Source organism: Celerinatantimonas marina (genome assembly GCF_046054165.1).
Classification (GTDB): Bacteria; Pseudomonadota; Gammaproteobacteria; order Enterobacterales; family Celerinatantimonadaceae; genus Celerinatantimonas.
Genome location: NZ_JBFNXK010000006.1, coordinates 202,869 through 226,584, shown reverse-complemented (window position 1 = coordinate 226,584; position 23,716 = coordinate 202,869). Strand labels below are relative to the sequence as shown.

Below are 23,716 nucleotides of genomic sequence, written 5' to 3'. Positions count from 1 at the left end.
GTTACTACTCCTTGTGTGTAATGTTTTTCCAACAATGCCAACATGTTCTGTTGATGTTTTTCTATTTCGTTGGCAGACCATTGGTTATCTGATTGCGTGTATGTTTCAAAAATATCTTTCAGCTTCAACGCGTCATAACGTGGCTTAGAATCGAAATCCGCTTTTTTCTTTGCTACCTTTGGTTGCTGTAGGAAGAGTTTTCTCCCGGGCTTAGAAGCACTAAATTACCAAACGCATTTAATGAGCTCTTTTGAAACACTTCTAAAGCCTGTTCCCAATACTCTCGCCTCACCGAGTGACGATTTTTCAAAACCACTTCTGTGTTTTTTTCTTCCGCTTCTTTGGCATTAATGCCAATCATGAGTTCTTTTGCTTCTGGGGTAGGAATGATTTGGTCGATATTGATAAGAAGCTGATCGTCTAGAGCATAAGGAGTGACTTTAAAGCACTGGATACTCAGACCTTGACCAAGTAACCATAACGCTGTGCTGGTGACCTCTTTACGGAAATTGGCGGCCACTAACATCAAACGCTGACTATTACCCAAGTTGAGTTTGATTTCATCTAAATCAGGCGCATCTAAGAATTCACTGATGCGCTGCACTGCGTTTTGTGGTTGGTTTAATAAATCACGTTCGCCTTGCAGCGGTTCATAGCGGTCCAAATACTGCTGGTAAATATCAACAATCTGTCCCTTAGTAAGGCTGGCACAGTATGAAGCATACTTAAGTGCCTGCCACACTACATCACGACCGGAATCATCGAGTTTGTTCTCGATAATGACTAGGTTGCCATCTTTATCCAGAGCCAATAAGTCAAGGCGTTCACGGGTATCATCAAAGCCATCGAACTCTTTTTGAATAATCAGGAGTTCTTCCCCTAGCTCATCCGGCTGATGGGCTAACCACTCCTGAAGATGTTTGCGTTCAGAGAAGCCCAGCTCACTGAACTTCTTAGTTTTTACCGGACTGATTCGATTAGTTTGATGATTGACCGTAAACATAACGCCTCCTTTAGTCTTCTACCATTTCAGGCGTTATTTTGATTTTTCCGGTGACAGAGCTGTTTACAAGAGAGGATTTGTATTCTTTAAATTTATCTATCTGTAAATTTAAAGAATATATTGCTTTATTTAACTCCAGTGAAGCTTTGTATATATATAACACAATTTCTTCTTGTAACTCATTATTCGGGACTAAGGCATGCATTGAAAGTAATCGTGTTTCGGAAATAGTTGGTATAGTACTACCAATCACTCTTTTCTTAATTTCATCTTGATACATACAAGATGAAATTAAGAAATACAAATAATCTGCATTAATAGAAACATCCTTCAAAACTAACAATTGTGGATTAATCGTTGCGGGTTCAGGCAAATCACAAACCAAGCCCGTTTTACCAAAACTAGATCCCGTTTTAACAATTAATATATCTCCATTCTTTATTTGGATCTCCGGGGATTCATTATACTTATCCCAACTTAAATAAGAGCATTTGCTGTAATTCATTTCTCCCTCTGTCAAGTTTGATGGACTGAGAGTAACGGCCCCTTCACCTTGCCCAACTAAGTCAGATGTACTATAGCCTCGAAAACCAATTCTTCCGTATGCACGACAAAGCCTCTTAAGAGGAATGACTTCCCAATCATCAGGAATATTCCCAATCCAATCGACACAAGAGTCCTTCAAAGGTACAGTTGGATCAAGCCCTTGCGTCACCGCCTGCTGAATAATGATTTGCTTACGCTCTTTTAACAAACTAATTTGCTTTTCTTTTATGGCAATGGCTTCATCAATTTGGGATGTTTTTTTATCAAGGAATTTAGCTATAAGTTCCTGTTGCTTTTCATCAGGTAAGATAAACGGGATATCTTTCATTCTAGTTTTGGACAAATCCCATTGACCGACACGTACGCCATCAGAAGCACTTCCAAAATAAGATACGTAAAGTTTACTTCGGATTGCCCAATTGAAAAATTCAGGATTCATCGCCTTGGCAAAATCAAATATGAAATATGCAGGACTAACAATACCTGTATATTTTGATACTCCATATGACCCTTGCCATGCTTTCATTTTATTCATTCCAAACTGACCTTTCTTGAGCAACTTGTATCCACTCAAATCATCCGGAATATAATTATGATTTGACTCTTGATCCTCAATATCACGTTCAATAACACCAAGTTCCCTTGTAATTGATAACAAAGGAAGTTCTGGATAATTTTTTACCGATACAGGCGTCAAGCACGATCCTAATCTTGATATTGCCCAATCAGCAGGGATCTTACCTATCCAAGCATATCCGGAATCTTTATAAGTTTCATATTTAGGCATTGCGATTATACTTTCCATATTCGCCTCCTTACTCCTGAACCTTATTGACGCTGCTAACGTGTTCTGTTGATACACCAAGGATTTGTGCAATCAAACCTTCTGCCTTTTGTTCAAGTCTAATGATATCTGAGGCTACATCACTGAGTTCCCGTAATGGCTTATGACGATAAAAGTATTTATTAAAACTGATCTCGTAGCCAATCTTCACGGAATCTAAATTAATCCATGCTTCATCGACATGTGGTTTCACTTCATCAAGGAAATATTGATAGATACTATTCTTAATAGGCACAGATTCACTATCACGAAGATCGGAGCTGCTTTCGTAAGTCGTAAATTCATGTTTTTTGCCGGTTGGGTGATAACCAAAATCAGGTAAATCTGCTTCTTTACACTCATAACGATCAAGCAAATCTTGCAGTTTTTCATCATTCAGTTTTACAACTTTCTTGACCACTTTAGCGGCATTTTCGTCATACCAACTTACGGCATTTAAAATAGCATTTTTTTCTGAAGCAGAAAGCTTCACTTTGCTCGCTTTAAGCTCTTGCTCAACCTGCAATTTGAACACGTTGTAATCATCGAACTCATCGCTACCAATTGCGTTCATCAGCTGTTCTGACGTTTCAACCAGTGCTTTAAGCGACAGCCAGAATTTAACATCCAGTAGTTTAGTCTGTGCTTTTTTATTAAGGTTAATGTCGTTATCTTCACACCAAGCAGCTATCTCTTTTTTCATCGATTTTAGGAAACTGTGTTTCTGGTCATCGCCGTAACCTTTGGTGACATACACTTTGTCACCATATTCAGAATACAGATACTCCATTACCTCAGAAAGTTGCTTATCAAAACGCAATGTATCAACCGCTTCTTGAGTAAACTTCGCTTTGCGACGGTCGGGGCGCTCGATCGTGACTTTGTAATAACCAAAATCATCATTATCGAATACTTGGCTAGCAATACCGATAGGATCGTTATTTTCATCTAGCTGACGTTCAACCACAGCACCAGTCAGATAAGTTTGAGTGATTTCATCGATCTGTTCCGGTGAAAATTCACAGTTTTTGTTACCCAAATTTTTACGTAGTTTTCGGTAAAGTAAGCTGGCATCAATCAACTGAACTTTACCTTTACGACTATCAGGTTTGTTATTACTTAATAACCAGATATAGGTAGTAATACCGGTGTTGTAGAACAGGTTGTTTGGTAATTGCACAATCGCGTATAGCATATCGTTTTCGATGATATAACGACGGATATTACTTTCACCACTGCCTGCATCACCGGTAAACAAGCTTGAGCCATTATGAACGGAAGCAATCCGAGAACCGATCTGAGTTTCTGTTGACGATGGCTCTTTCATCTTATTGACCATCTCCATCAAAAACAGTAATTGGCCGTCACTAGAACGTGGCGTTGCATCCTGCTCTTCTTCATTACCCCAAAAGTCTTTCAGTTTGACTTTAAAGCGTGGGTCAATCACATCCTTACTATCTTTGATGTAGATGTACTTCTGCTCAGACGCCCAGCTCTTACCATAAGGTGGGTTAGACAGCATAAAATCGAACTTCATCCCCGAGAACTCATCCGTTGAAAGCGTTGAGCCCACTTTAATGTGTTCCGGGTTGTTGTTTTTGATCATCATGTCTGACTTACAAATAGCATAAGTCTCATCGTTGATTTCTTTACCATACAGGTAGATATCACGATTCGCCCCAAGGCTTGGGTACTTCTCTTCAATAAACTTCTGCGACTCAGTCAACATACCGCCGCTACCACAGGCTGGGTCATAAACTGTCATCACTCCAGGAAGTTTGTCTTTGATTGGATCGAATACCAGGTGAGTCATTAGCTCAATTACTTCACGTGGGGTAAAGTGCTCCCCGGCTTCTTCGTTGTTCTCTTCATTAAACTTGCGGATAAGCTCTTCGAACACATACCCCATGCCTAAGTTGCTTAACGCCAGTAACTTGTAACCGTCAGGATCAGTCGCTTCATTGGGCGTTAAGTTAATCTTAGGCGAGATAAATTTCTCGACCACATCCAATAGCACATCTTTCGATGCCATATGTTTGATCTGATCTTTAAGCTTAAAACAATCAATAATCTCTTTAACGTTCTCGCTAAAACCAAGCAAATATTCTTCGAAGTTTGCCAGCAGGATTTGCTGGTTGTTCGTTGCTGCGTTATATAAGCTTCTTAACGTCCATTTCGACGTGTTGTAAAACACATAACCTGACGCATCACGCAATGGGTCACCATCCAGCTCCACCGCATTCATCTCTTCTTTTTGAAAGCGAACTTCTTCCAATACGGCATCTTTGCTAGGTTCAAGCAGCGTATCTAAACGTCTTAACACCACCATAGGCAAAATGACATCGCGGTATTTACCCCGAACATAAACGTCACGCAGACAATCGTCGGCGATATTCCAGATAAATGAGACAAGTTTATTATGTACGCTGTGGTCCATCTGTTTATCCTAATTCTGTTGAGCGTATGGCTCGAAATTCTTCTTGTGATGAGTTCGTTATGCCTTTGGGGCAATAATCGAGCTCTGCAATATCTTTTAACTGGCTGGCATTACGCAGCCACAATAAATGTTCTCGTCCTGTGAGGCTGTGATCTTCCGTACAATCCACATTCCAGTAACGAAGATAATAACCAGCAAGGGGAAGTCTTAACTTAATGCTGCGATGCCAATCCGGTGAGGATTCCATAGAGAAATCCAGAGCAATAGCCTGATGGGATGATTGCAATGGATGGGGAACTAACTCAAGTTCAACCGACTGATTCCAACTTGCTCTGGCCCGCCATTTTCACACAATAGTTTGAATAGATCTGCGCATATTTTTGGGGGGCGTAGTCCTATAAAGAGTTCATCGTCGAAGTCTTTGCCAGTGTATTCACTTTTGGCGAGATCATCTGCCGTAAGTGGTAATCCCGTTTTTATATCCTTCACGCCCGCTTTTGATAAGTAAGTCCGCGCCCAGCCGACCCGGTTATCCAGTACGGTTTGGCGGCCACTAGGCAGCGTTTCACTGCGTTCATCATCAGAAAGCTGATATGTATCAGCTAGTTGATTGATCACATCCCGAAGCTTTACTTCTGCGGATCCTTGCGCTTTGGCGGCCAGTGCGATTTCAAGAAAAGGCCGCATAAACTGCTGATAGTTAGGTATCACTGAATATCCTTTCCATTATGGCTTCTCCATCCTCAGAATAAAATACCCCTGAATGGAGGGCCTCTTTATGGTTTTTCGGGGATGGGCCATCTGATTTTGCCCATAATCGTCACATAAATTCGGCGTTAAAACGAGCCGGAACATCCGCAACAAGCGGTGTCTTTTCACAGTTTTGGGCGTGGCTCGCGGCGTAAAGTTTCTGAGTCTGACCGTCTAAATGATATAAAACACTAAAAATACGCTATGAAGCAAACACTATATACAGAGAAAGCTGTGATTAATTGTACCATGTCGAAAATTTAAGTTTTCTTCATATGCATTTGGGCTAAGTCTTGATAAGAACGGCTGATAAGTGGCCCAGCCCATCACCAGATATTTCTCGATCTGAAATATCTGCGTCCGTTGGGGCACAATGCTAAGATAGCTCTATCATTCATTTTGCCCTGATGCCGTATGTCCGACTTTAATTTTTCAAACCTTTATCCTGAACGGTTGTTGGATGCACTGGAAAGTGTGCATTTGTACGCGGATAGTGGTCTGCTGGCTTTAAATAGTTATGAAAATCGGGTTTATCAGTTTCACGCTGATGATGGAAATCGTTATGTGGTGAAATTTTACCGTCCGCAGCGCTGGAGTGATGCTCAGATTTTAGAAGAGCATCAGTTCTGTTTTGAATTGATTGAAGCGGAACTGCCGGTGGTGGCTCCTTTAAAATTTGAGGGTGAAAGTCTGCTGGCGTTTGACGATCTGCGGTTTGCGGTGTTCCCCAGCGCCGGAGGGCGGAATTTTGAGGTGGATAATCTCGATCAGTTGGCGCAACTGGGGCAGTATATGGGGCGGATCCATCAGCTCGCTGCGGGTAAAAAATTTCAGTATCGTCCTGAAATCACCCTTCATGACTATGTTGATTTGCCTTTAACGGAGTTACAGCAGTGGTTACCTGAATCTCTGCAAACGCCTTTTTTTACCATCGCGCAACAGGTTGCCGAGCAGGTTCGGCAGCAGTATCGGCCGCAACAGTCGATCCGGCTGCATGGTGATTGTCATCCCGGCAATATTTTATGGCGTGATGGGCCGATTTTGGTCGATCTGGATGATGCGCGTTCTGGCCCGGTGGTCCAAGATCTCTGGATGTTATTAAATGGCGATCAAAATGAGCAGCGGTTGCAACTCGAAACATTGTTGGAAGGGTATGAAGATTTTTGTCATTTCCCCACCGAACAGCTGCGGTTGATTGAGCCATTGCGGGCGATGCGAATGATCCATTATATGGGATGGTTGGCGAAACGTTGGGAGGATAGCGCGTTTCAGCGGGCGTTCCCGTGGTTTAATAGTCAGCAATATTGGGAAAACCAAATATTGTCACTCAAAGAGCAGCTAGCGGCTTTGCAAGAACCGCCGTTGTCTTTGATCCCTTATTAGCGTTTGAGATGGATCCGTTCGAGGCGCGGGGATGAGGAAATGTCTCGATGGCAAGTTCAAATCGGCCTGCGTCTCATCGGGTGTGGTTTTGATACCCAGTAAACAAGCTGAACGGATTGATCTCATTCGCTGAACCCCGTAATCTAACAACGCCTTTTTAGACAGGAATAGTGCCGTGATGAAAAAATTGCTCATATGTTTATTTGCATTATGTTTGATCCCTTTAGCCCATGCGGCGACAGGTTTTAAAGAGGGAGTGAATTATACGGTTGTGCGCCAGCAGGCGACCGAACACCCTCAGGTGATGGAATTCTTTTCCTATTATTGCCCTCATTGTTTTGCGTTTGAGCCCATTATTGCCGAATTGAAAAAAGATCTTCCTAAAAACGTGGAGTTTCAGCGTAATCACGTTGCCTTTTTAGGGGGCGCTATGGGGGAAGAAATGGTTCGGGCGTATGCGGTTGCTGAGATCCTGGAAGTCACCGATAAAATCACTCCGGCTATTTTCAAAGCGATTCATATACAGCGTAAACCGATTGAAAGCCGGGATGATATTCGGCAAATTTTTGTCGATAATGGGGTTTCCGGGGCTGATTTTGATAGCGCCGTAGATAGTTTTGCCGTGAATGGGCTGGTGGCTCAGATGGATAAAAACACCCGTGATTTTCGGATCCAAGGGGTTCCAACTGTGATTGTAAATGGTAAGTATGAGGTGAATCCGGGGTCGGTTAAATCAGCCGATGAATATATTAATCTGGTGAAATATCTGGTGACTCAAAAAGATTAATCGCGTTTCTTAATGGAATGAGTCAATGCCGCCGCTGGGCGGCATTGATCGTTTAGGCGGATGTGAAATGGCTGCTCATGCCATGATTGGCAAATAATTTTTCCAATACGCGTTGTTCTTTGTCGTTGATGGTTTGGAACTGCAAGTGGTAGTGGTGGCGGTTTTTTTCGCCTTTGGAATCACCGACTAAATCACAAAGGAAACTGAGTTCGCTTTGGGTTTGGCCTTCGGCATAATAAAGTTTTACATGAATCGGCTGATTTTTTTGCAGCGGAAGTTTTTCGGTGGTCAGGATTTTCATGCCTCCTAAACTGAGATCTTCTGTTAAGCCTTCGTGTTTTATGCTCCCTTGTTGCAGCAAGTAGTGAATGCCGGTTTTTAGGCGAGGATAATGGCGTTTATCTAAGGTTTGTTTTTCGGCTTTACGCAGAATAACGCCTAAATCAAACTGTTCTAGCGTCTGGTTGATGCCTTGGGATATCTCAGCTAACTGTTCCGCGATAATCGCTGAAGCCTGAGATTTTTGACGGCTTTCATCCAAGGTTTCATAGAGTTCAGTTTGGCGATGTTTCAGTTCACTTAACTGTTCGTGCTGGACTTGTGCCTGAGTGCTGATTTGCTGCTGAGCATCGGCAACATTTAAGATCAGCTGGCGGACGGCATCGATACTTTCTTCGGTTTGATGGGATTTATCCCGGCTGGAAACAACTTTTTCAGCCACACTTTGCATACTTTGTACGGCATTATTCACGCCGTCTGTGAGTTCTCCAATTAATTTACTGATCTCATCGGTGGATGAACCGGTTCGGGCCGCCAGAGTCCGGACTTCATCGGCGACCACGGCAAAGCCTCGTCCCTGATCACCGGCTCGGGCCGCTTCGATCGCGGCATTTAAAGCCAGCAAGTTGGTTTGTTCTGAAATAGTCCGGATGGCATCGACGATGCCATACACACTTTCAGCGGTACTGCTCAAAGTTTGAATGACACTGGAGGCGCGTTCTGTTTCCACCGTCGTTTCATGCATCATGGCAATGTTCTGGGCAACCATCTCACTGGCTAGTGTTGATTGTTCGGTACATTGCTGCACTATTGCCGAGGTATTGTTCGCAATGTCATCAAACTGCTGGGAGACATGACTGAGTTCATCGGAACTGTCGATCATCATCCGGAATTGTTCTTGCTCATCGGCATTGGCGGTACTGATTTCAGAAGATAACCCCGAAACTTGATCGGCGGATAGATGCACCTGATAGGATGAGGTCTGCATGTCTGCCAGTGTGGTATGCAGGGTTTGACGCAACTTCTCAATATATTGCGCGAGCGTTCCGGTTTCACTGGTGTTGAGCAAATTATTGATATCTTGATCCGGCTGTAATTTACCATTGCTAAAGCGGCGGCTGATAGCGATTAATCGACTCATTGGCTGCGTAATACTGCGAATGATCCAGATTGCCAGTATCAGCTCAATCAGCAATGCAATGACCGTAATGACTTCAGTCTGCTCGAGCAAAGTATCGAGGCTCCCGTGCGAATAACTGGTATAGATCACCACGGCTTTATTCATGGCTAGCATGGATTGATGGTTGAGTTGTAGGAACCGGTCCACGGCTGCTTCAAAACCATCGGTTCCAACGGCTTTATGCATCTCGGCTGCGGCATCCAATTGTTGCTGCCAGAGCGTCTCGACATTTTTAAGTTGGTCGGTAAATGGCGCATAGTCCGTTTTGGGCAGCTTGATGGCTTGGGTCATCGTCAGATCGAGATAGGTGGTTCCCCCCTGCTGTAAAGCTTGTAATGACAGCTTATAGAGCGGTTCCGTTTGCGCCATAGTCAATGCTTGTTGAGTTTGCTGATGCGGGCTCCCCAGTGCTTGGTAGAGTTGCTCGGTTGCAAATTTTTTGGTCAACATTCGCTGTCGGCCCGCGATATTGATGACTTCCGCATTGAGATTGTTTTGCTTCAGTGAAATCCACACCGCTGCCACCACAATGATCATGGCGAGCCCGAGCAAGACGGCCAATAAGATCATCTTGGCTCGGATACTAAGAACTTTTTTGACTTCCATTGACACCTCCAACCAGTACTCTTAAATGAGTATAGAGGAGGCTTTATTTTTTGGCTGGCTAATTTCGATTGCGAATAACGCGTAAAACTTCCGGCATGGCTTTTATTTTACGCATGATCCCGGCCAGATGAATTCGACTCTGAGTGGTGATCATCAGATCGATGGTATAAACCCGGCCTTCTTTTTCTTCGGTAACAATATTATGGATATTGGCCCCGGTGGAGGCAACCACATTGGTTAAACTGGCGAGAACCCCTTGATGATTGACAACATCGATGCGCAGCTCGGTTTTATAGTCGGCTAATTTGTCGGCGTCATCCGCCCAACGCAGCGTCATGTAACGATCAGGTTCTTTTTGATACCCATAAATATTCCGGCAGGATTCCAAATGCACGACGAGTCCTTTGCCCGGACTAATATGGCCCACGATAGGGTCTCCAGGGATGGGGCGACAGCAGTTGGCATAAGTAATCATCACGCCATCGGCCCCGCGAATCGGCATAGAGGCTCGTCTTCCCGGCATAATGGTTTCATCTTCACCCAGCAAGCGCCGGGCAATGACCAGACTCATGACGTTACCCAGTCCAATCTCCGCAAGTAACGCATCTAAATCGGCACATTTTGTTTCGGTGAGAACCCGATTGAGATCGTCTTCTTTGATATCGTTTAAGCTATGGCCGCCCAAGGCATGATTGAGCAATCGTTTTCCTAAGGCGACCGAATCCTGGACTTCCTGCGTTTTTAGGAATTGACGGATTTTACCGCGAGCCTTGCCGGTGACGACAAAGTTGAGCCAGGCTGCATTCGGACGAGCGCCGGGGGCGGTGATAATTTCAACGGTTTGACCGTTCGATAAGGCGCGGCTGAGTGGGTAAGGTTGACGATTGACCCGAGCGCCGACACAGGAGTGACCGATATCGGTATGTACGGCGTAGGCAAAATCGACCGGGGTAGCGCCGGCGGGAATTTCCAAGATTTTCCCTCGCGGGGTAAAAACGTAAATTTCATCCGGAAACAGGTCTGTTTTGACGTTTTCAATAAACTCGAACGAGTTGCCCGCACTTTGTTGTAATTCGATAAGGCTCTGCATCCAGCGTTGAGCCCGAACTTGAGCCGTGCTACCGCTGGGTTCGTGAGTTTTATAGGACCAGTGTGCGGCCACCCCTTTATCTGCCATCTGATCCATCTGTTCGGTACGGATCTGAACTTCGACCGGAGCCCCCTGAGGGCCGACCAGTGTTGTATGTAGCGATTGATAACCGTTGGCTTTGGGGATTGCCACATAATCTTTGAAGCGGCCGGGGCGGGGTTTGAACAAGGTATGCATTTGTCCTAAAACCCGATAGCAGGTATCAATATCGTCAACGATCACTCGAAATGCATAGAGATCCATGACTTCATGAAACTGCAGCTCTTTTTTGACCATTTTCTGATAGATGCTATACAGATGTTTTTCCCGTCCGGTCACTCGAGCTTTGATCCCCGCATCATGCAGACGCCCGGAGATCTCATCCATAATATTATTAATGAGTTCTTTGCGATTGCCTCGCGCATTTTTTACTGCTTTTTGCAGTACCCGACGACGCATCGGATGCAAGGCTTCAAATCCCAGTTCTTCTAATTCATTCTTGATACTGTGGATCCCGAGCCGGTTGGCGATGGGTGCATAAATTTCGAGGGTTTCTCGGGCGATCCGGCGGCGTTTATCGGGGCGAAGCGCTCCCAGAGTGCGCATATTGTGGGTGCGGTCTGTGAGTTTAATGAGGATGACGCGAATATCTTGTACCATCGCCATCATCATTTTGCGGAAGTTTTCCGCCTGTGCTTCTTTTTTATCCCGGAATTTGAGTTTATCGAGTTTACTAACCCCTTCGACCAGATCGGCAATATTTTTTCCGAACTGTTCCGCCAGTGTTTCATAACTGACCGGGGTATCTTCAATCACGTCATGGAGCAGTGCAGCGGCGAGAGTTTCGTGATCCATCTGCATTTCGGCCAAGATCCGTGATACGGCCAGCGGATGCGTGATATACGGTTCTCCGCTTGAGCGAAATTGCCCTTCATGGGCATCTCGGGCCACAATATACGCCCGTGTGAGCAGTTCAATCTGCTCCTCATCCAGATACTGGCTGGCTACCTCTTTGAGGCTCTCGAACAAATACAATCTGCCACCCCTTGGCGCACCGATCAGAAATTAATCGCAATTAGACTTAAAATAATTATGAAAGGTTTGTGGCGCCGAGTAAACCCGGCGCGGATCTTATTCAGGGGTCGTTGCTCTTTTGTGATTAAAATTTGATCACCGAAGGTCAACAACCCTTAGCGTGAAGGGATTTCTGTAATTAGTTATGCTTGTCAGCAATTGCCGCAACAGCCGCTAATTCAGCCGCTTCGCGTTCTTGGCGTTCCTGACGATCTTGCGCATCCATTACTTCGCTATTGATTAAACCTTCTTCTATTTCACGCAGAGCAATCACGGTTGGTTTATCGTTGTCTTCTGGAACCAGAGGTTCCTTGCCGTTTAACGAGATTTGCCGTGCGCGGCGAGCCGCCATTAGGATCAGATCGAAACGGTTACCTACCTGTTTGACTGCATCTTCGACTGTAACGCGTGCCATGTGTAACTCCGTTGTTCAAAAATAACGCGCAATTCTAAAGGATCTAAGCGTCGTTTGCCAGCAGATCTGTGAGAATCGATTGGTATTTTATAACCTGATTCTGCTGCTGCAACCGATGGCTGAGTAAAATTGCATGTAATTGATTCACTGCTTCATCAAACTCATTGTTGACGATAATATAATCATACTCGTTATAGTGACTGATTTCACTGCGTGCTTGCGCCATTCTGGAGGCAATGACGCTATCACTATCCTGACCGCGCATTCTGAGCCGGTTTTCCAGTTCTTGCTGGCTGGGGGGAAGAATGAAGATCGAACACGCGTCAGGCATTTGTTCCCGAACCTGACGGGCGCCTTGCCAGTCAATATCTAAAAAAACATCGACGCCTTGCTCCAGTAACTGTTCAATGGCCAGTCTCGAGGTGCCGTAATAGTTGCCGAAGACTTGTGCATATTCAAAAAATGCATCCTGACGGATCAGCGATTCGAATTCACTAATAGAGACAAAGTGATAATGGATGCCGTTTTCTTCGCCGGGGCGAACCGCCCGCGTGGTATGGGAAACGGAAACCTGAATGGGGAAATTTTTATTTCGGTTGATGAGCGCACTGATCATCGAAGACTTACCAGCGCCGCTTGGAGCCGAAACAATATAAAGAGTGCCTTTTGCTACCATGATTAAAACAGTTAGGGTTAACAGTAAAGACACTTAAGGGTAACGATTTTAGAAAAAAATTGAAAGTAAAAGCGAATATGAATATTCATTTTCTTGATCCATGATGAAAAGAAAGTATCAAAAAATGGCCATCGAGTTGATCCGGGATATGATTCGACTCAGAATAGAAATGTAATCAGGCTGTTACTGATCGCCTATTTATCAAGGAGCTGGAAGATGAAACTTCATATCTATGAGCATTGTCCATTTTGTATTAAAGCGCAGATGATTTTTGGCCTGAAGGGGCTGCCTGTGACTTTTCATGTATTGCTCAATGATGATGTGACAACCCCAACGGAAATGGTGGGTAAAAAGATGGTTCCCATTCTTGAAAAAGATGATGGGAAATATATGCCTGAGAGCATGGATATCGTACATTTTATCGATTCACTGGATGGACAACCTTGGATTACACAGCGGCAGAATAAGTTGTTAAATCAATGGTTTTCTGATGTGGCTGAAGTTGTTCACAAGTTGGTGATCCCCCGCAATCCGCAGATTGCGTTTCAGGAGTTTGCGACTCAAGCGGCTCGTGATTATTTCACGGTGGCTAAAACGCAGATGATTGGTGATTTCAGCGAACATCTGGAGCGGAGTAAAAGTTATTTGGCGGTATTGAATCCGGCTCTGCGGCAATTAGAACCGTGGATTGAAAGCGAACGGGCCGTCAATGGTGAGTTATCTATCGATGATTTTCAGTTGTTTTCTATGTTAAGGACGCTATCTGTCGTTAAAGGTGTGGAATATCCGGCTAAAGTGGAAGCCTATCGGCAACGGATGGCGGAATTAACGGAATTACCCTTATGGGATGAAAAAGCCCTATAAAAAGTAATGAATAGCTAAAACCGATTGTTTTGATATAAATAATCGGTTTTTTTTATCATTATGGCTTTGTTATGCTTATTTCGTGAGCAAGATAGAATATACCGAAACCCTTGAAGGAGAAGCACATGAATCGCATTGGATTAGATGAAAAAGCAGCTCAACAATTGGTCGAAGGTCTTGATAAATTATTGGCAAATTATCAGGTTCTTTATCAGAACGTTCGTGGTTATCACTGGAATATCCAGGGAGATAAATTCTTCGAACTGCATGCAAAATTTGAAGAAACCTATACGGATTTGCTGACTAAAATTGACGAAATTGCAGAACGTATTTTAACCCTTGGGGGCACACCCTCTCATAGTTACAGCAGTTATCTGGGCTCTAGTGCCATTAAAGAGCACACTGGTGTTCACGAAGGTAAAGCTTGCGTGAGTGGTTTGTTGGATGGGTATCAAGCCTTGTTGCAGATGCAGCGGGAACTGTTGACCAAAGCCGCCGGAGCCGGGGATGAAGGTACGGTGAGTCAGTTGAGCGATTACATCGGTTTTCAGGAAAAAGAAGTCTGGATGTTGTCGGCCTATATCGCCTAATGAAGATTGGCTTTGCAAAGAAAACCGGGAAATTCCCGGTTTTTTTAACGGCGGATGAGCCACTGGGGTTGCTGGGATTGCGGATGAGACAGCATACAGGCATCCAGTTGATAAACTTGTTCGATCAGAGGGTGCTCGGCAACCGCTGCGACATCCCCCAAATAACGGCATCGCCCTTGTTGCAGTAAGAGCAGTTGATCGCCATAGAGCGCCGCCAGATTCAGATCATGTAGGACACATAAAATTGCGAGTCCCTGGCGCTTTAATTGATCCAGTTTGCGCAATAGTTGCTGTTGATGGTGCAGATCCAGCGCCGTTAACGGCTCATCCAAAAACAGATAATGTCCGTGCAGATCGTCGGCCGCGAGTAATTGAACCAGTACCCGGGCAATCTGAACCCGTTGTTGTTCGCCTCCGGATAATCGATTGTAAGGTTGTTTGAGCATGGGCGTGAGTGCCAGCCACTCGGCTTGTTCGGCAATCAGCGGATACAGTTTGCGTCCCTGTTTCCAGGGGGCAAGGCCCAGCTCGATCACCTCATTCACGCACAACGGCGAATCGCTGGGTTGCTGCTGGGTTAAAACGGCGCGATGCTGAGCCAGCTCGGTTAGTGACCACTGCTCGATAGGTTTTTGATGGAGCCAAATTTGCCCGGCGCTGGGCGGATAGTAACCCGACAGGGTATGGAGCAGGGTGGATTTCCCGGCCCCATTTGGGCCAATCAACATCAGCCATTGGCCCGGAGAGAGCGTGAGCGATAACGGTTCGACAATGGTGCGTCCCCGACGTTGGATCTCAAGCGCATCAGTACTTAACATGAACGTTCCTTAAATGAACGGTGCAGTAGCCATAAGAAGAATCCCCCACCGAATAGACTGGTGATGAGCCCGACCGGAATTTCCGCCGGAGCCACCAGCGTGCGAGCCAGCGTATCGGTGGCGCTGAGCCAGGCGGCTCCCAATAGCAAAGAAGCCGGGAGCAAGCGGCGGTGATCGCCTCCGACTAACAGCCGAATAAAATGTGGGATCATCAGCCCGACAAATCCAATCAACCCGGTAAAGGCTACGCAGATCCCGACGCATAAAGCCGTGATGAAAATCAGTCGCTTTTTGAGTTGTTCCACGGTGATGCCCAGATAATGGGCTTCCTGTTCGCCAAGTAGCAGCAAGTTGAGGACGTGACTGATCCGACACAGATAGAGCAAGCAGGGCAAAAGTAGCGAGGCCATGATCGCAACATGGCTCCAGCGAGCCCCCCCCAGATTGCCCATGGCCCAAAAGGAGAGGGCGCGCAGCTGCTGATCATTGCTGACATACGTGAGCAGACCGGTGGCCGCACCGGCTAGCGCATTGATGGCAAGCCCTGCGAGGAGTAGATGCAGAACACTGACCTGCTGGGATTTTTTGGCTAGATGGAAAATCAGCCCGCAACTGCCCAACGCTCCCACAAAAGCTACGATGGTCTGTAAATAGCTTCCGAGCCAACCGACGGCGAGCGTGGGCAGCAACACAATGTATAAACCCACAGCAAGGGATGCTCCGGAGGCAATCCCCAGTAGCCCCGGATCGGCCATCGGGTTACGCAAGAGGGCTTGCATCACCACCCCGGTAGCGGCCAGCGATGCCCCGACCAGCATGGCCATCAGCAGTCGGGGCAAGCGGATCATCCATAACACTTGGCGATCCGTTTCTGCAAGTGTCCCGGGCTGCCAGTGAATCGCATAAGCCCCATAATGCAGGCCCGCCGCGAGACTGATGACCAACAACAGCCCCAATAAACGATAACTTTGGCGAGTGCTCATTCAATCCTCTACGGTTTCGGTAACTGCTGTTGGATCTGCGCCACCGCTTGGGGTGTTCTCGGACCCAATGCTAAGGCTAGCAGCGCATCGAGTTGGATCAGATGCTGATGCTTCCCAGCCTGTGTGAGCGCCATCGCCGGTAACTGCCACAGTTTGTCACTGCCCCCGTGGCGGGCGCTGCCTTGGGTGGTCACCACAATGGCATCGGGCTTGGCGGCGATCAGTGCCTCCGGAGTGAGGGGTTTAAAGCCGGAGATGTCGCCCGCCGCATTGACGGCTCCGGCGAGTTTAAACAACTCGTCTGGGGCGGTTTGCTGACCGGCAATCATCGGTGAGCCGCCCATTTGCAAGATGAACAGCAATCGAGGGGGGGGGCCGGTGACTGGTTTAATCGCTGCCAACTGCTGTTCGATTTGAGTGATCAGCGCTTCTCCCGCAGGGATGCGGTTGAGGGCTTTCGCTATTTGACGGATCTCGGTATTGATTTCGGCAGGCGTATGAGCCGAATGAATGCGTACTATCTTTATCTGATTGGCTTTGAGCTGTTCAATCACATTTTTCGGTCCGGCTTCATCGGCCAGCAGTAGGAGGTTGGGGTGCTGACTCAGCACCCCTTCCACGGACAATGATCGTTGATAGCCAACCTGCGGCAATTGCGTGGCTGCGGTCGGATAAATACTACTGGTATCGGTTGCGACTAGCTCATTACCGGCTCCCAGAGCGTAGACGATTTCAGTCACCATTCCGCCGATACTGACCAATCGCTGGGCGGCACTGGTGGCACTCGCCCAGCCACAGAGTGCCATGACCAGCAGGGCTGTGGGCAGCTGTTTCATAGCACCTCCTGCGAGGCCATCTGCCAGAGGGATCCCACCAACTGCGTCCAGACTGGGAGTTCTTTTTGACCGGGCTTGCGTTTACCAAAGAAAGTAGCAATCGTGTCACCCTGTCGGTTAAAGCATTCAACAGAATGAATAAAACCATCTTCAGTCGGGCGTTTAATCGCCCAGCAGGAGGCGATTTCGGTGACATTGAGATGCAAATTGAATTCGGGATCGAGGATGTTCAGCCAGGGACCGACCACTTTGACATTTTCCGGTTCCCCAGTATGGATCTGAATGCAGCCTCGGTTTCCGACAAAGATAATCAGTGGGCAGTGCTGATCGCGACTTTGCTCCAGCAGCGTTTGCAGTGCTGTATTGGGCAGGGCGACGGCCCAAGCTGAGCCAATTTGTTCGAGTGCGTGAGTCCGACTGATCTGGTAGCGTTTGAGCATGCCGTGATATTCATGGATCTCGTTGAGCTCGCTCCAATCTTTGGCAAATTGAGCCGCATCGAAATTTTCGGGCAGAGTCTCGGCTACTTTGGGTTCCTGTGGGTGGATCGTTAGTTCGACATCATCGCTGGCTTTAAACTGCTCGATAAACTGCTGCCAGGCTTCACCATCCGTTTTCTCGGTACGATAAATTTTATGCACGGCTTCGCCGAATTCATCGAAGAACTGCAAGCTCTCGCGGCCGTTTTCAATCAGCCAGAAGCCACTTTGCCAGTGACGCATAAAGAGTCGTAAGTCGATTTGTGGCCCCAACACCACGCCCACTTGAGGGGAGTCAAAATGAGCCGCATGATAGCGGCCATGCCGTTCATGAACAGCTTGTTCATTCCGGGTCAACGCCATGACGTTGCCCAGTGATGGGAACGCTGCAAACATGGCAGCAAATTCGTCATTCAAGCGTTGGGATTCTTTACCTTGGCGAATCGCAACCAGCTCTGCTTCACTGATTTTAAGTTGAGCGGCCAATTGCCGAGCACGCCATTTGGGTTGCTCCTGACGCAGCTGCTGATAGGCCTGATATAGCACTGCGGTTGATTGCGAGGTCTGAGACATTTGGATTCTCCATAATTTAGAATGAATAGGTGGCATTGACCGCAAAGTGACGTCCACTTTGGCTCAGGCGATCGAGATTCGTGACCGTAGTACTGGACGCATGGGCCAGATCGCTCCAGATCCAATATTTTCTGTCGGTCAAGTTGAACAGGCCGGCTCGCAGCGTCAGGTCATCGATGGGTTTATAAAAAGCGGTGAGATCAAAGACGGTGGCTCCGCCGGTTTCCAGCCATTGATTGCTGTTGGTTAAATCGGAGCGATCTTTACCACTGCGCCAAGTCACATGGAAAGTGCTGCCCCAGTCTTGGGTGGCGGCTTGATAGCTTAGCGCGCTATGAATAGTTAATGGTGAAATTGTATTCAGGGGTTCGGCATCGCCAACATTCCGTCCTTTGGCATAGGCCAGCGCTCCGTTTAAGTTAAAGCCATTGAGCGTGGAGGTTAGAGCGCTCAAATCCAGAGCCCCTTTGAATTCAATCCCTTTGATGACCACTTTATTTAAGTTTTCACTCGTGAACTGTCCCAGAGTGTAACGAGCCGTTGGTCCTTGTGAGACCTGGGTTTCAATAAAGTCCCGGTAGCGGTTGTAATAAGCGGTGATCTCTGCGGAAGCCATCTGGTTATGGAAGCGGAATCCGCCTTCTAAGAAGGTGCTATGTTCGGGTTTTAAGTCGGGGTTCGGCGTGATGGCATAAGAGCCAAATGGCGTATCGTTGCCGAAGAAATAGTACATTTCATCTATTTTAGGAGCCCGGAAGCCTGCTCCATATTTACCAAATACCGAGACGGTTGAGAGCAGCTGATATTCGCTGCCGAGTTGAGCCGTAAAGGCATGGTTTTTATTATCATCCCAGCTTCCTAATCGAGTATCGGTATCGGTGTTGTAACGATAGTGATCGTAACGAATCGCCGGCATGACTTTGAGGGCATCCGTCAGTTGCCAACTGTCTTGTAAATATAGAGCCATCACTTGCCCGTGGGCCTTGGGTGTCATTCGGGTGGGGGTGCTGGATGAATCATCGTTGAGGTTATCAAAACGTTGGTACTGGTAGTTCACACCATAACGGAGCCGATGATCCCAGAGCTGTTTGATGATATCGCCACCGAATTGATAGTTATTCTGATCATAGAATCGATCCACATAGCGGTTGCTGCTGGCGGTCACTCGATGCGTGCCGTTGGTCGTCTGTGTGTTCTGAACATCAAATTGCCAGTGTAATTGGTCTGCAAACCAGCTGCGAAGAGCCAGATCCTGATGCACACCGAAGCGGGTTCGGGTGGTATGGTCATTGGCTTGCTGGCGTTCAGTGGTCGAGCTTTGTGATTTTAGGCTGGTTTCACTGCGCAGATTATAATGCTCGAATACAAATCCCAACTGGTTGGATGCATTAAAGCGGTAATTCAGTTTGGCTAAAATGTTATCGGAGCTGTGATCTCCCGGATCGGCTTTACCTCGGGAGGTTCCCAGAATATCTGAGGTGCCTTGGGTTTCGGTTTCATGGCCATCCCGGCGGGTATAGATCAACAATCCTTCCCAGGCTCCGAGACGTTGTGCATAGGTCAGGGTTTCGCTGTATTCATCGTTATTACTTTGAAACCCGGTTTTAATGGCACGGTAATGATCGTCTCCGGTGGGTTTTAAAAAGTCATCGGGGGATTTAGTTCGAAAACCGACGGCCCCGGCTAGTGCGCCACTCCCGGCCATGACATCGCCACCTTTAGTAATATCGATACTGGCGATGGATTCGATATCCAGTGCATCTCGGCCACTTTGAATATAGGTCCCACTGGGGTTGTAGCCATCGGCCATGGTAACCCCGTCAATACTCTGATAGACCCGATCCCCATCCAGCCCTCGAATATTGATGCTTTGTACGCCAAATCGGCCGGAAGAAGCCACGTCGACTCCCGGTTCGAATTCCAGCGCCTGAGATAATGAACCGCTCAGTTGTTGTTCCATTTGCTCCTGACCAATCGAAGTCGTGGAACTATCGGCTGCCGGGGTATTTTGTTGGCCTCTCACCACCACGGAATTGAGGACCGTTGTTGTTTGGTCTGAGGCGTCATCATCAGCCCATGCAGAAGATATCCCTAATATGGATAAACAAATGGGCGATAGCCAGACATATGCGCTTCTCATTATGGTATTTTTCCCTAAATATATGGTGGATAAAGCTGGTTAAAATGTATAGGGAATAAATCTTATAGATCATGATAATGAGAATCAATATCAAATGATAATTATTATCAAATAAAGTTTGAGGTATCAGTTGTGTGGGGTTATGGCGCGGTAAACCCTGTATTTCAGTAAGGATATGCGGGCTTTGGGGCTTATCAACCGTCGGTTATCCGAGTATCAGCTCAATGCGGCAATGTGTTTAATCTGTGTTGCATGTGAAAGCCCACGGCGATGAACGATCACCCCCTTCTATTCATGGGATGAATGGGCTGCGATTTCATGCTGAATAATGCGCTGTTCACTTTCGGTGAGTGTCGCTCGCACTTTAGGCAGACTCTGCGGATAGTTCTGCTGAATAAAAGCGATCATCTGCTCGCGCACATAACAGCGCAAATCCCAAGCTGTGGGGGAGTTTTTAGCCGTCATCAACAGCCGGATGGTCATGATCTTATCGGTGCTATCCGTGACTTGTAGCACCTGCGTTTGTCGATCCCATAGCTCGGTGGCATCGAGTATTTTTTCAAAGTGTTCTCGCAGCGGTTGCAGGGGCATCGAATAGTCGAGATACAAAAATACCGAGCCTAAAATCTGGGCGCTGTTGCGCGTCCAATTCTGGAAGGCATTTTCGGTAAAGTAAGTAATCGGCAGTACCAATCGGCGCAGGTCCCAAATTCGCACCACGACATAGGTGAGGTTGATCTCTTCAATCCAGCCCCATTCGTTTTCAACCACGACTGCATCATCGATTTTAATGGGTTGGGTGAAGGCAATCTGAATGCCGGCAAACAGATTGGCGAGGGATTTTTGCAGTGCAATCCCAATAATAATCCCGGCTACACCGGCCCCGGTAAGAATCGTCGCCCCAAATTTCCGCACGCTGGCAAAGTTAATTAAAATCAGGGCGGCGGCCAGTAAGATGATGATGACAATCGCAATTTTTTTGACATAGATGATCTGAGTTCGGGCTTTTCGGGCCTTGAGATTATCGGCTTGCGAAATGTCATAGCGAATAAACAACAGATCCTGAACCACCGAGGCTAGCCGGAGTAAAATAGAGGCCATCGAGACGATGATCAGAACATCAGTCCATTGGCGAATACTGCGGATCAACGCATCAGTTAGCTCCAGATAACCCACCCCGATATGAATAAACACCAGTGGAATGAACAGAAAAAAAGAACCTTTCAGATGATTTTCCAGAGCTTTGAAGAGAGCCTTATCGCGGCGCTGGTAATAGCGTATTCCAAATAACAGTAAAAAGCGCGCCATGACCCCGATGATGATCGCCAGCAACACGATGACGGCGGCCGGAAACCACGGTGAAAGTTGTAACAGGGATTCGATGTTTTGATTCATACCGACCTCTGTAGGTTGAATGGATTTGATTCGGCGCTATTTTGAATCTGATATTGGATGCCAGCTCTTATTTAGCTTAGTGGAAGGTCACGCACAAAGAAATAACCCGATTGTTTTTTAAACGATTTATAATCGATTCCAGTTCAAGCCGCAGGTGGCTATGTCAGTAGAAAATCGGCGATGCGTATCGCTCCTAAACCATCGATCATGGCCTGAGAGCGTTGCCGATAACCTTCACGTTGCCATTCCAGTTGCTCCAGTGCCGAAGCGAGCATGGCCGGGTTGGCCAGTTGTGCTAACGTCAGTTGCTGCGCGAGTTGATAGCGGGCGATCACCGATTCGTTGAAGACCTGATTATCGACAATGGCGACGGCCAGTGTCGGAATGCCGATGCAGCAGCGCTCCCAGGTCATGCCACCGGCCGCACCGATGGTGAAATCATAGGCGGCCAGTTGGCTGGGCATCTCTGACTCATGGCGTTTCAGAGTCACCTTTAAGCGAGTTTTCGCACAAAATTGCTGTAGTTTTTCCCAATCGGGATTGGCGGCTCCGGCGATCAGCAGCCAATCAATCGTCATCGCTTGCGGCAATTGATCTAAGCTTTGTAGCGTGCGTAAGGTGGCGTGGACCGGATCGGCTCCGCCGAAGCAAACTAAGCCGCGGGCAAAAGGGCGACTCATGTTTTGGCGATGATGTCGGTAGTGCTCGCCGATCAGAGCATAATCTGGCCCCAGTAGCAGTTGGCAGTCGGCATTGATCCACGGCTGGTAATCATCGGGCGTGCGCAGGGGCCCTTGATCGAGCAGTGCGTCGGCATCGTGAGTGCGATCGGCTAAATCATCGATCACCAAGACTTTAGCGTAGCGGCGTACCTGCGATTCCCACGTTTGATCGATCTGATAGTGATCGACGATCACCCAGTCGGCCTGCCCGTCGATCACTGTTTGAACGTCGGCCAGCAGCGCATCGGCGGACAGATACTGATGCCCGGACTGAGCGATCAGCGCTTGCAGGGGCGCACTTAATTGATAGCAGTAAAAACTGCACCGCACGTGTTGATGTGTGTGCGCTGCGCGTATTGTGAGCGCGTTAGCAAGGGTGAGCATCCGCATCAGATGGCCGGTGCCGATGGCGGTACTGGCATCTAAGCGAAACAAAATTTTAAGCATCGGCATGTAGCGCCTGATACAGCAGCTCGGCGAGTCGCCAGTCTTCGGGGGTATCGATATCCACCACTCGGTAACGGGGCAAGATCAACGCTTGCCCGCTGCCGCTAAAGGTGCCGATGCCATTAAGCCAGGCGTCGCGTCGCCCCCAGTAAAATTGCCCGGCATCTTGATAGGCGGGCTCAAGATCTTGGCTGCGCTGGCCGATAGATTCAGGGTAGAACGGCGTGACAAAACCCTCGGCGTTGCGGCGCAGGGCACGCTGGATCGGAAACGGAAATTCGGCGGCGGAAAACACATAATCAGCCTGACTGTCTTGCAACTGCTGCAAGCCTTTGGCTAATGTCGGGCCATCCAGCAGCGGCGTTGTGGCATAGATACAACAATAAAAATCGGCACTGAGCTGACATTCGTCACGAAGTCGCGTAATGGTGTTTACGGTGACGGGGGTGGTTCCGATAAAATCGTCGGCTAGTTCCGGCGATCTTAAAAACGGAACTTCAGCGCCAAGTGCTTTGGCTTGCGCGGCGATCTCCGGGTCATCGGTGGAGACGACAATATGTTGAAAGCAGTGGCTGTCGAGGGCCGCTTGAATGGCATAAGCGAGCATCGGTCGGCCGCAAAATGATTTTAGATTTTTTCGCGGAATGCGTTTACTACCACCGCGAGCAGGGATGATTGCAATCGCCATGAGTGTTCCAATTGCTTGTCTGGTAAAGGATTCTGTATAAGGTTAAGGTATTATGATGAAGATCACTAGCCTGAATTTTAAAGTGTAGAGATA

General features: G+C 47.3%; 19 protein-coding genes and 2 pseudogenes. 4 read left to right on the top strand and 17 right to left on the bottom strand.

The window, feature by feature from the left end:
• Positions 1–220: 220 nt before the first annotated feature.
• The 5 genes and pseudogenes from ABUE20_RS08935 to ABUE20_RS08915 all read right to left on the bottom strand — a co-directional run.
• Positions 221–1,003, bottom strand: a pseudogene (locus ABUE20_RS08935) (DUF4268 domain-containing protein); the annotation flags it as partial.
• 10 nt (positions 1,004–1,013) lie between these two features.
• A complete protein-coding gene (locus ABUE20_RS08930) occupies positions 1,014–2,354 on the bottom strand; it encodes a restriction endonuclease subunit S (RefSeq protein ID WP_408619548.1) in 1,341 nt (446 codons plus the stop codon).
• 10 nt (positions 2,355–2,364) lie between these two features.
• Positions 2,365–4,809 carry a type I restriction-modification system subunit M gene (locus ABUE20_RS08925; protein ID WP_408619547.1) on the bottom strand — a complete coding sequence of 815 codons (2,445 nt, stop codon included), beginning with the start codon at positions 4,807–4,809 and terminating at the stop codon, positions 2,365–2,367.
• A 4-nt stretch (positions 4,810–4,813) separates the two neighbouring features.
• Positions 4,814–5,095 (bottom strand): BrxR family transcriptional regulator, encoded by a 282-nt coding sequence (locus ABUE20_RS08920; protein ID WP_498038923.1) that lies wholly within the window; start codon positions 5,093–5,095, stop codon positions 4,814–4,816.
• A 191-nt stretch (positions 5,096–5,286) separates the two neighbouring features.
• Positions 5,287–5,520 (bottom strand): annotated as a pseudogene (locus ABUE20_RS08915) (winged helix-turn-helix domain-containing protein); the annotation flags it as partial.
• 453 nt (positions 5,521–5,973) lie between these two features.
• Between ABUE20_RS08915 and ABUE20_RS08910 the strand changes: the two are divergent.
• Positions 5,974–6,942 (top strand): serine/threonine protein kinase, encoded by a 969-nt coding sequence (locus tag ABUE20_RS08910; protein ID WP_408619545.1) that lies wholly within the window; start codon positions 5,974–5,976, stop codon positions 6,940–6,942.
• A gap of 178 nt (positions 6,943–7,120) precedes the next feature.
• Positions 7,121–7,729, top strand: a complete 609-nt coding sequence (locus ABUE20_RS08905) for a thiol:disulfide interchange protein DsbA/DsbL (RefSeq protein WP_408619544.1) — start codon at positions 7,121–7,123, stop codon at positions 7,727–7,729.
• Positions 7,730–7,781: 52 nt separating this feature from the next.
• Here ABUE20_RS08905 and ABUE20_RS08900 read toward each other — a convergent pair whose 3' ends face one another.
• The 4 genes from ABUE20_RS08900 to gmk all read right to left on the bottom strand — a co-directional run bounded on the left by ABUE20_RS08900 (position 7,782) and on the right by gmk (position 13,088).
• On the bottom strand, positions 7,782–9,794 hold the full coding sequence (locus tag ABUE20_RS08900; RefSeq protein WP_408619543.1) for a methyl-accepting chemotaxis protein: 2,013 nt from the start codon (positions 9,792–9,794) through the stop codon (positions 7,782–7,784).
• 58 nt (positions 9,795–9,852) lie between these two features.
• Positions 9,853–11,958, bottom strand: coding sequence for a bifunctional GTP diphosphokinase/guanosine-3',5'-bis pyrophosphate 3'-pyrophosphohydrolase (gene spoT / locus ABUE20_RS08895; RefSeq protein ID WP_408619542.1), 2,106 nt, complete (start codon positions 11,956–11,958; stop codon positions 9,853–9,855).
• Between the two features lie 178 nt (positions 11,959–12,136).
• A complete protein-coding gene (gene rpoZ / locus ABUE20_RS08890; RefSeq protein WP_408619541.1) occupies positions 12,137–12,412 on the bottom strand; it encodes a DNA-directed RNA polymerase subunit omega in 276 nt (91 codons plus the stop codon).
• 43 nt (positions 12,413–12,455) lie between these two features.
• A complete protein-coding gene (gene gmk, locus ABUE20_RS08885; RefSeq protein ID WP_408619540.1) occupies positions 12,456–13,088 on the bottom strand; it encodes a guanylate kinase in 633 nt (210 codons plus the stop codon).
• Positions 13,089–13,304: 216 nt separating this feature from the next.
• Between gmk and grxB the strand changes: the two genes are divergently transcribed.
• Both grxB and ABUE20_RS08875 read left to right on the top strand, forming a co-directional pair.
• Entirely contained in the window at positions 13,305–13,952 is a 648-nt protein-coding gene (gene grxB, locus ABUE20_RS08880; RefSeq protein WP_408619539.1) for a glutaredoxin 2, read from the top strand.
• 125 nt (positions 13,953–14,077) lie between these two features.
• Complete coding sequence (locus ABUE20_RS08875) at positions 14,078–14,542, top strand: Dps family protein (RefSeq protein WP_408619538.1); 465 nt, start codon at positions 14,078–14,080, stop codon at positions 14,540–14,542.
• Positions 14,543–14,586: 44 nt separating this feature from the next.
• Here the strand turns inward: ABUE20_RS08875 and ABUE20_RS08870 are convergent, their stop codons facing one another.
• From ABUE20_RS08870 to pseF, 8 genes are all read right to left on the bottom strand, one after another.
• The gene (locus tag ABUE20_RS08870; protein WP_408619537.1) at positions 14,587–15,360 is read right to left on the bottom strand and encodes a heme ABC transporter ATP-binding protein; all 774 of its coding nucleotides are present in this window, start codon (positions 15,358–15,360) and stop codon (positions 14,587–14,589) included.
• Positions 15,354–16,343 (bottom strand): FecCD family ABC transporter permease, encoded by a 990-nt coding sequence (locus tag ABUE20_RS08865; RefSeq protein WP_408619536.1) that lies wholly within the window; start codon positions 16,341–16,343, stop codon positions 15,354–15,356. The genes ABUE20_RS08870 and ABUE20_RS08865 overlap by 7 nt, the downstream gene beginning before the upstream one ends.
• A gap of 8 nt (positions 16,344–16,351) precedes the next feature.
• A complete protein-coding gene (locus tag ABUE20_RS08860) occupies positions 16,352–17,179 on the bottom strand; it encodes a heme/hemin ABC transporter substrate-binding protein (protein ID WP_408619535.1) in 828 nt (275 codons plus the stop codon).
• A complete protein-coding gene (locus ABUE20_RS08855) occupies positions 17,176–18,231 on the bottom strand; it encodes a hemin-degrading factor (protein WP_408619534.1) in 1,056 nt (351 codons plus the stop codon). The genes ABUE20_RS08860 and ABUE20_RS08855 overlap by 4 nt, the downstream gene beginning before the upstream one ends.
• A gap of 16 nt (positions 18,232–18,247) precedes the next feature.
• On the bottom strand, positions 18,248–20,371 hold the full coding sequence (locus tag ABUE20_RS08850) for a TonB-dependent hemoglobin/transferrin/lactoferrin family receptor (RefSeq protein ID WP_408619533.1): 2,124 nt from the start codon (positions 20,369–20,371) through the stop codon (positions 18,248–18,250).
• A gap of 288 nt (positions 20,372–20,659) precedes the next feature.
• Positions 20,660–21,766 (bottom strand): mechanosensitive ion channel family protein, encoded by a 1,107-nt coding sequence (locus ABUE20_RS08845; protein WP_408619532.1) that lies wholly within the window; start codon positions 21,764–21,766, stop codon positions 20,660–20,662.
• Positions 21,767–21,924: 158 nt separating this feature from the next.
• Positions 21,925–22,935 carry a UDP-2,4-diacetamido-2,4,6-trideoxy-beta-L-altropyranose hydrolase gene (gene pseG, locus ABUE20_RS08840; RefSeq protein WP_408619588.1) on the bottom strand — a complete coding sequence of 337 codons (1,011 nt, stop codon included), beginning with the start codon at positions 22,933–22,935 and terminating at the stop codon, positions 21,925–21,927.
• Positions 22,928–23,623: a pseudaminic acid cytidylyltransferase gene (gene pseF, locus ABUE20_RS08835; protein ID WP_408619531.1), complete on the bottom strand. Its 696-nt coding sequence runs from the start codon at positions 23,621–23,623 to the stop codon at positions 22,928–22,930. The genes pseG and pseF overlap by 8 nt, the downstream gene beginning before the upstream one ends.
• Between the last annotated feature and the right edge of the window lie 93 nt (positions 23,624–23,716).

What these genes read in the sequence shown, in the direction of transcription:
- ABUE20_RS08930 (WP_408619548.1), bottom strand. Translation starts at nt 2,354, where the DNA reads ATGGAAAGTATAATCGCAATGCCTAAATATGAAACTTATAAAGATTCC.
- ABUE20_RS08925 (WP_408619547.1), bottom strand. Translation starts at nt 4,809, where the DNA reads ATGGACCACAGCGTACATAATAAACTTGTCTCATTTATCTGGAATATC.
- ABUE20_RS08910 (WP_408619545.1), top strand. Translation starts at nt 5,974, where the DNA reads ATGTCCGACTTTAATTTTTCAAACCTTTATCCTGAACGGTTGTTGGAT.
- ABUE20_RS08905 (WP_408619544.1), top strand. Translation starts at nt 7,121, where the DNA reads ATGAAAAAATTGCTCATATGTTTATTTGCATTATGTTTGATCCCTTTA.
- ABUE20_RS08900 (WP_408619543.1), bottom strand. Translation starts at nt 9,794, where the DNA reads ATGGAAGTCAAAAAAGTTCTTAGTATCCGAGCCAAGATGATCTTATTG.
- rpoZ (WP_408619541.1), bottom strand. Translation starts at nt 12,412, where the DNA reads ATGGCACGCGTTACAGTCGAAGATGCAGTCAAACAGGTAGGTAACCGT.
- gmk (WP_408619540.1), bottom strand. Translation starts at nt 13,088, where the DNA reads ATGGTAGCAAAAGGCACTCTTTATATTGTTTCGGCTCCAAGCGGCGCT.
- grxB (WP_408619539.1), top strand. Translation starts at nt 13,305, where the DNA reads ATGAAACTTCATATCTATGAGCATTGTCCATTTTGTATTAAAGCGCAG.
- ABUE20_RS08875 (WP_408619538.1), top strand. Translation starts at nt 14,078, where the DNA reads ATGAATCGCATTGGATTAGATGAAAAAGCAGCTCAACAATTGGTCGAA.
- ABUE20_RS08870 (WP_408619537.1), bottom strand. Translation starts at nt 15,360, where the DNA reads ATGTTAAGTACTGATGCGCTTGAGATCCAACGTCGGGGACGCACCATT.
- ABUE20_RS08865 (WP_408619536.1), bottom strand. Translation starts at nt 16,343, where the DNA reads ATGAGCACTCGCCAAAGTTATCGTTTATTGGGGCTGTTGTTGGTCATC.
- ABUE20_RS08860 (WP_408619535.1), bottom strand. Translation starts at nt 17,179, where the DNA reads ATGAAACAGCTGCCCACAGCCCTGCTGGTCATGGCACTCTGTGGCTGG.
- ABUE20_RS08855 (WP_408619534.1), bottom strand. Translation starts at nt 18,231, where the DNA reads ATGTCTCAGACCTCGCAATCAACCGCAGTGCTATATCAGGCCTATCAG.
- ABUE20_RS08850 (WP_408619533.1), bottom strand. Translation starts at nt 20,371, where the DNA reads ATGAGAAGCGCATATGTCTGGCTATCGCCCATTTGTTTATCCATATTA.
- ABUE20_RS08845 (WP_408619532.1), bottom strand. Translation starts at nt 21,766, where the DNA reads ATGAATCAAAACATCGAATCCCTGTTACAACTTTCACCGTGGTTTCCG.
- pseG (WP_408619588.1), bottom strand. Translation starts at nt 22,935, where the DNA reads ATGCTTAAAATTTTGTTTCGCTTAGATGCCAGTACCGCCATCGGCACC.
- pseF (WP_408619531.1), bottom strand. Translation starts at nt 23,623, where the DNA reads ATGGCGATTGCAATCATCCCTGCTCGCGGTGGTAGTAAACGCATTCCG.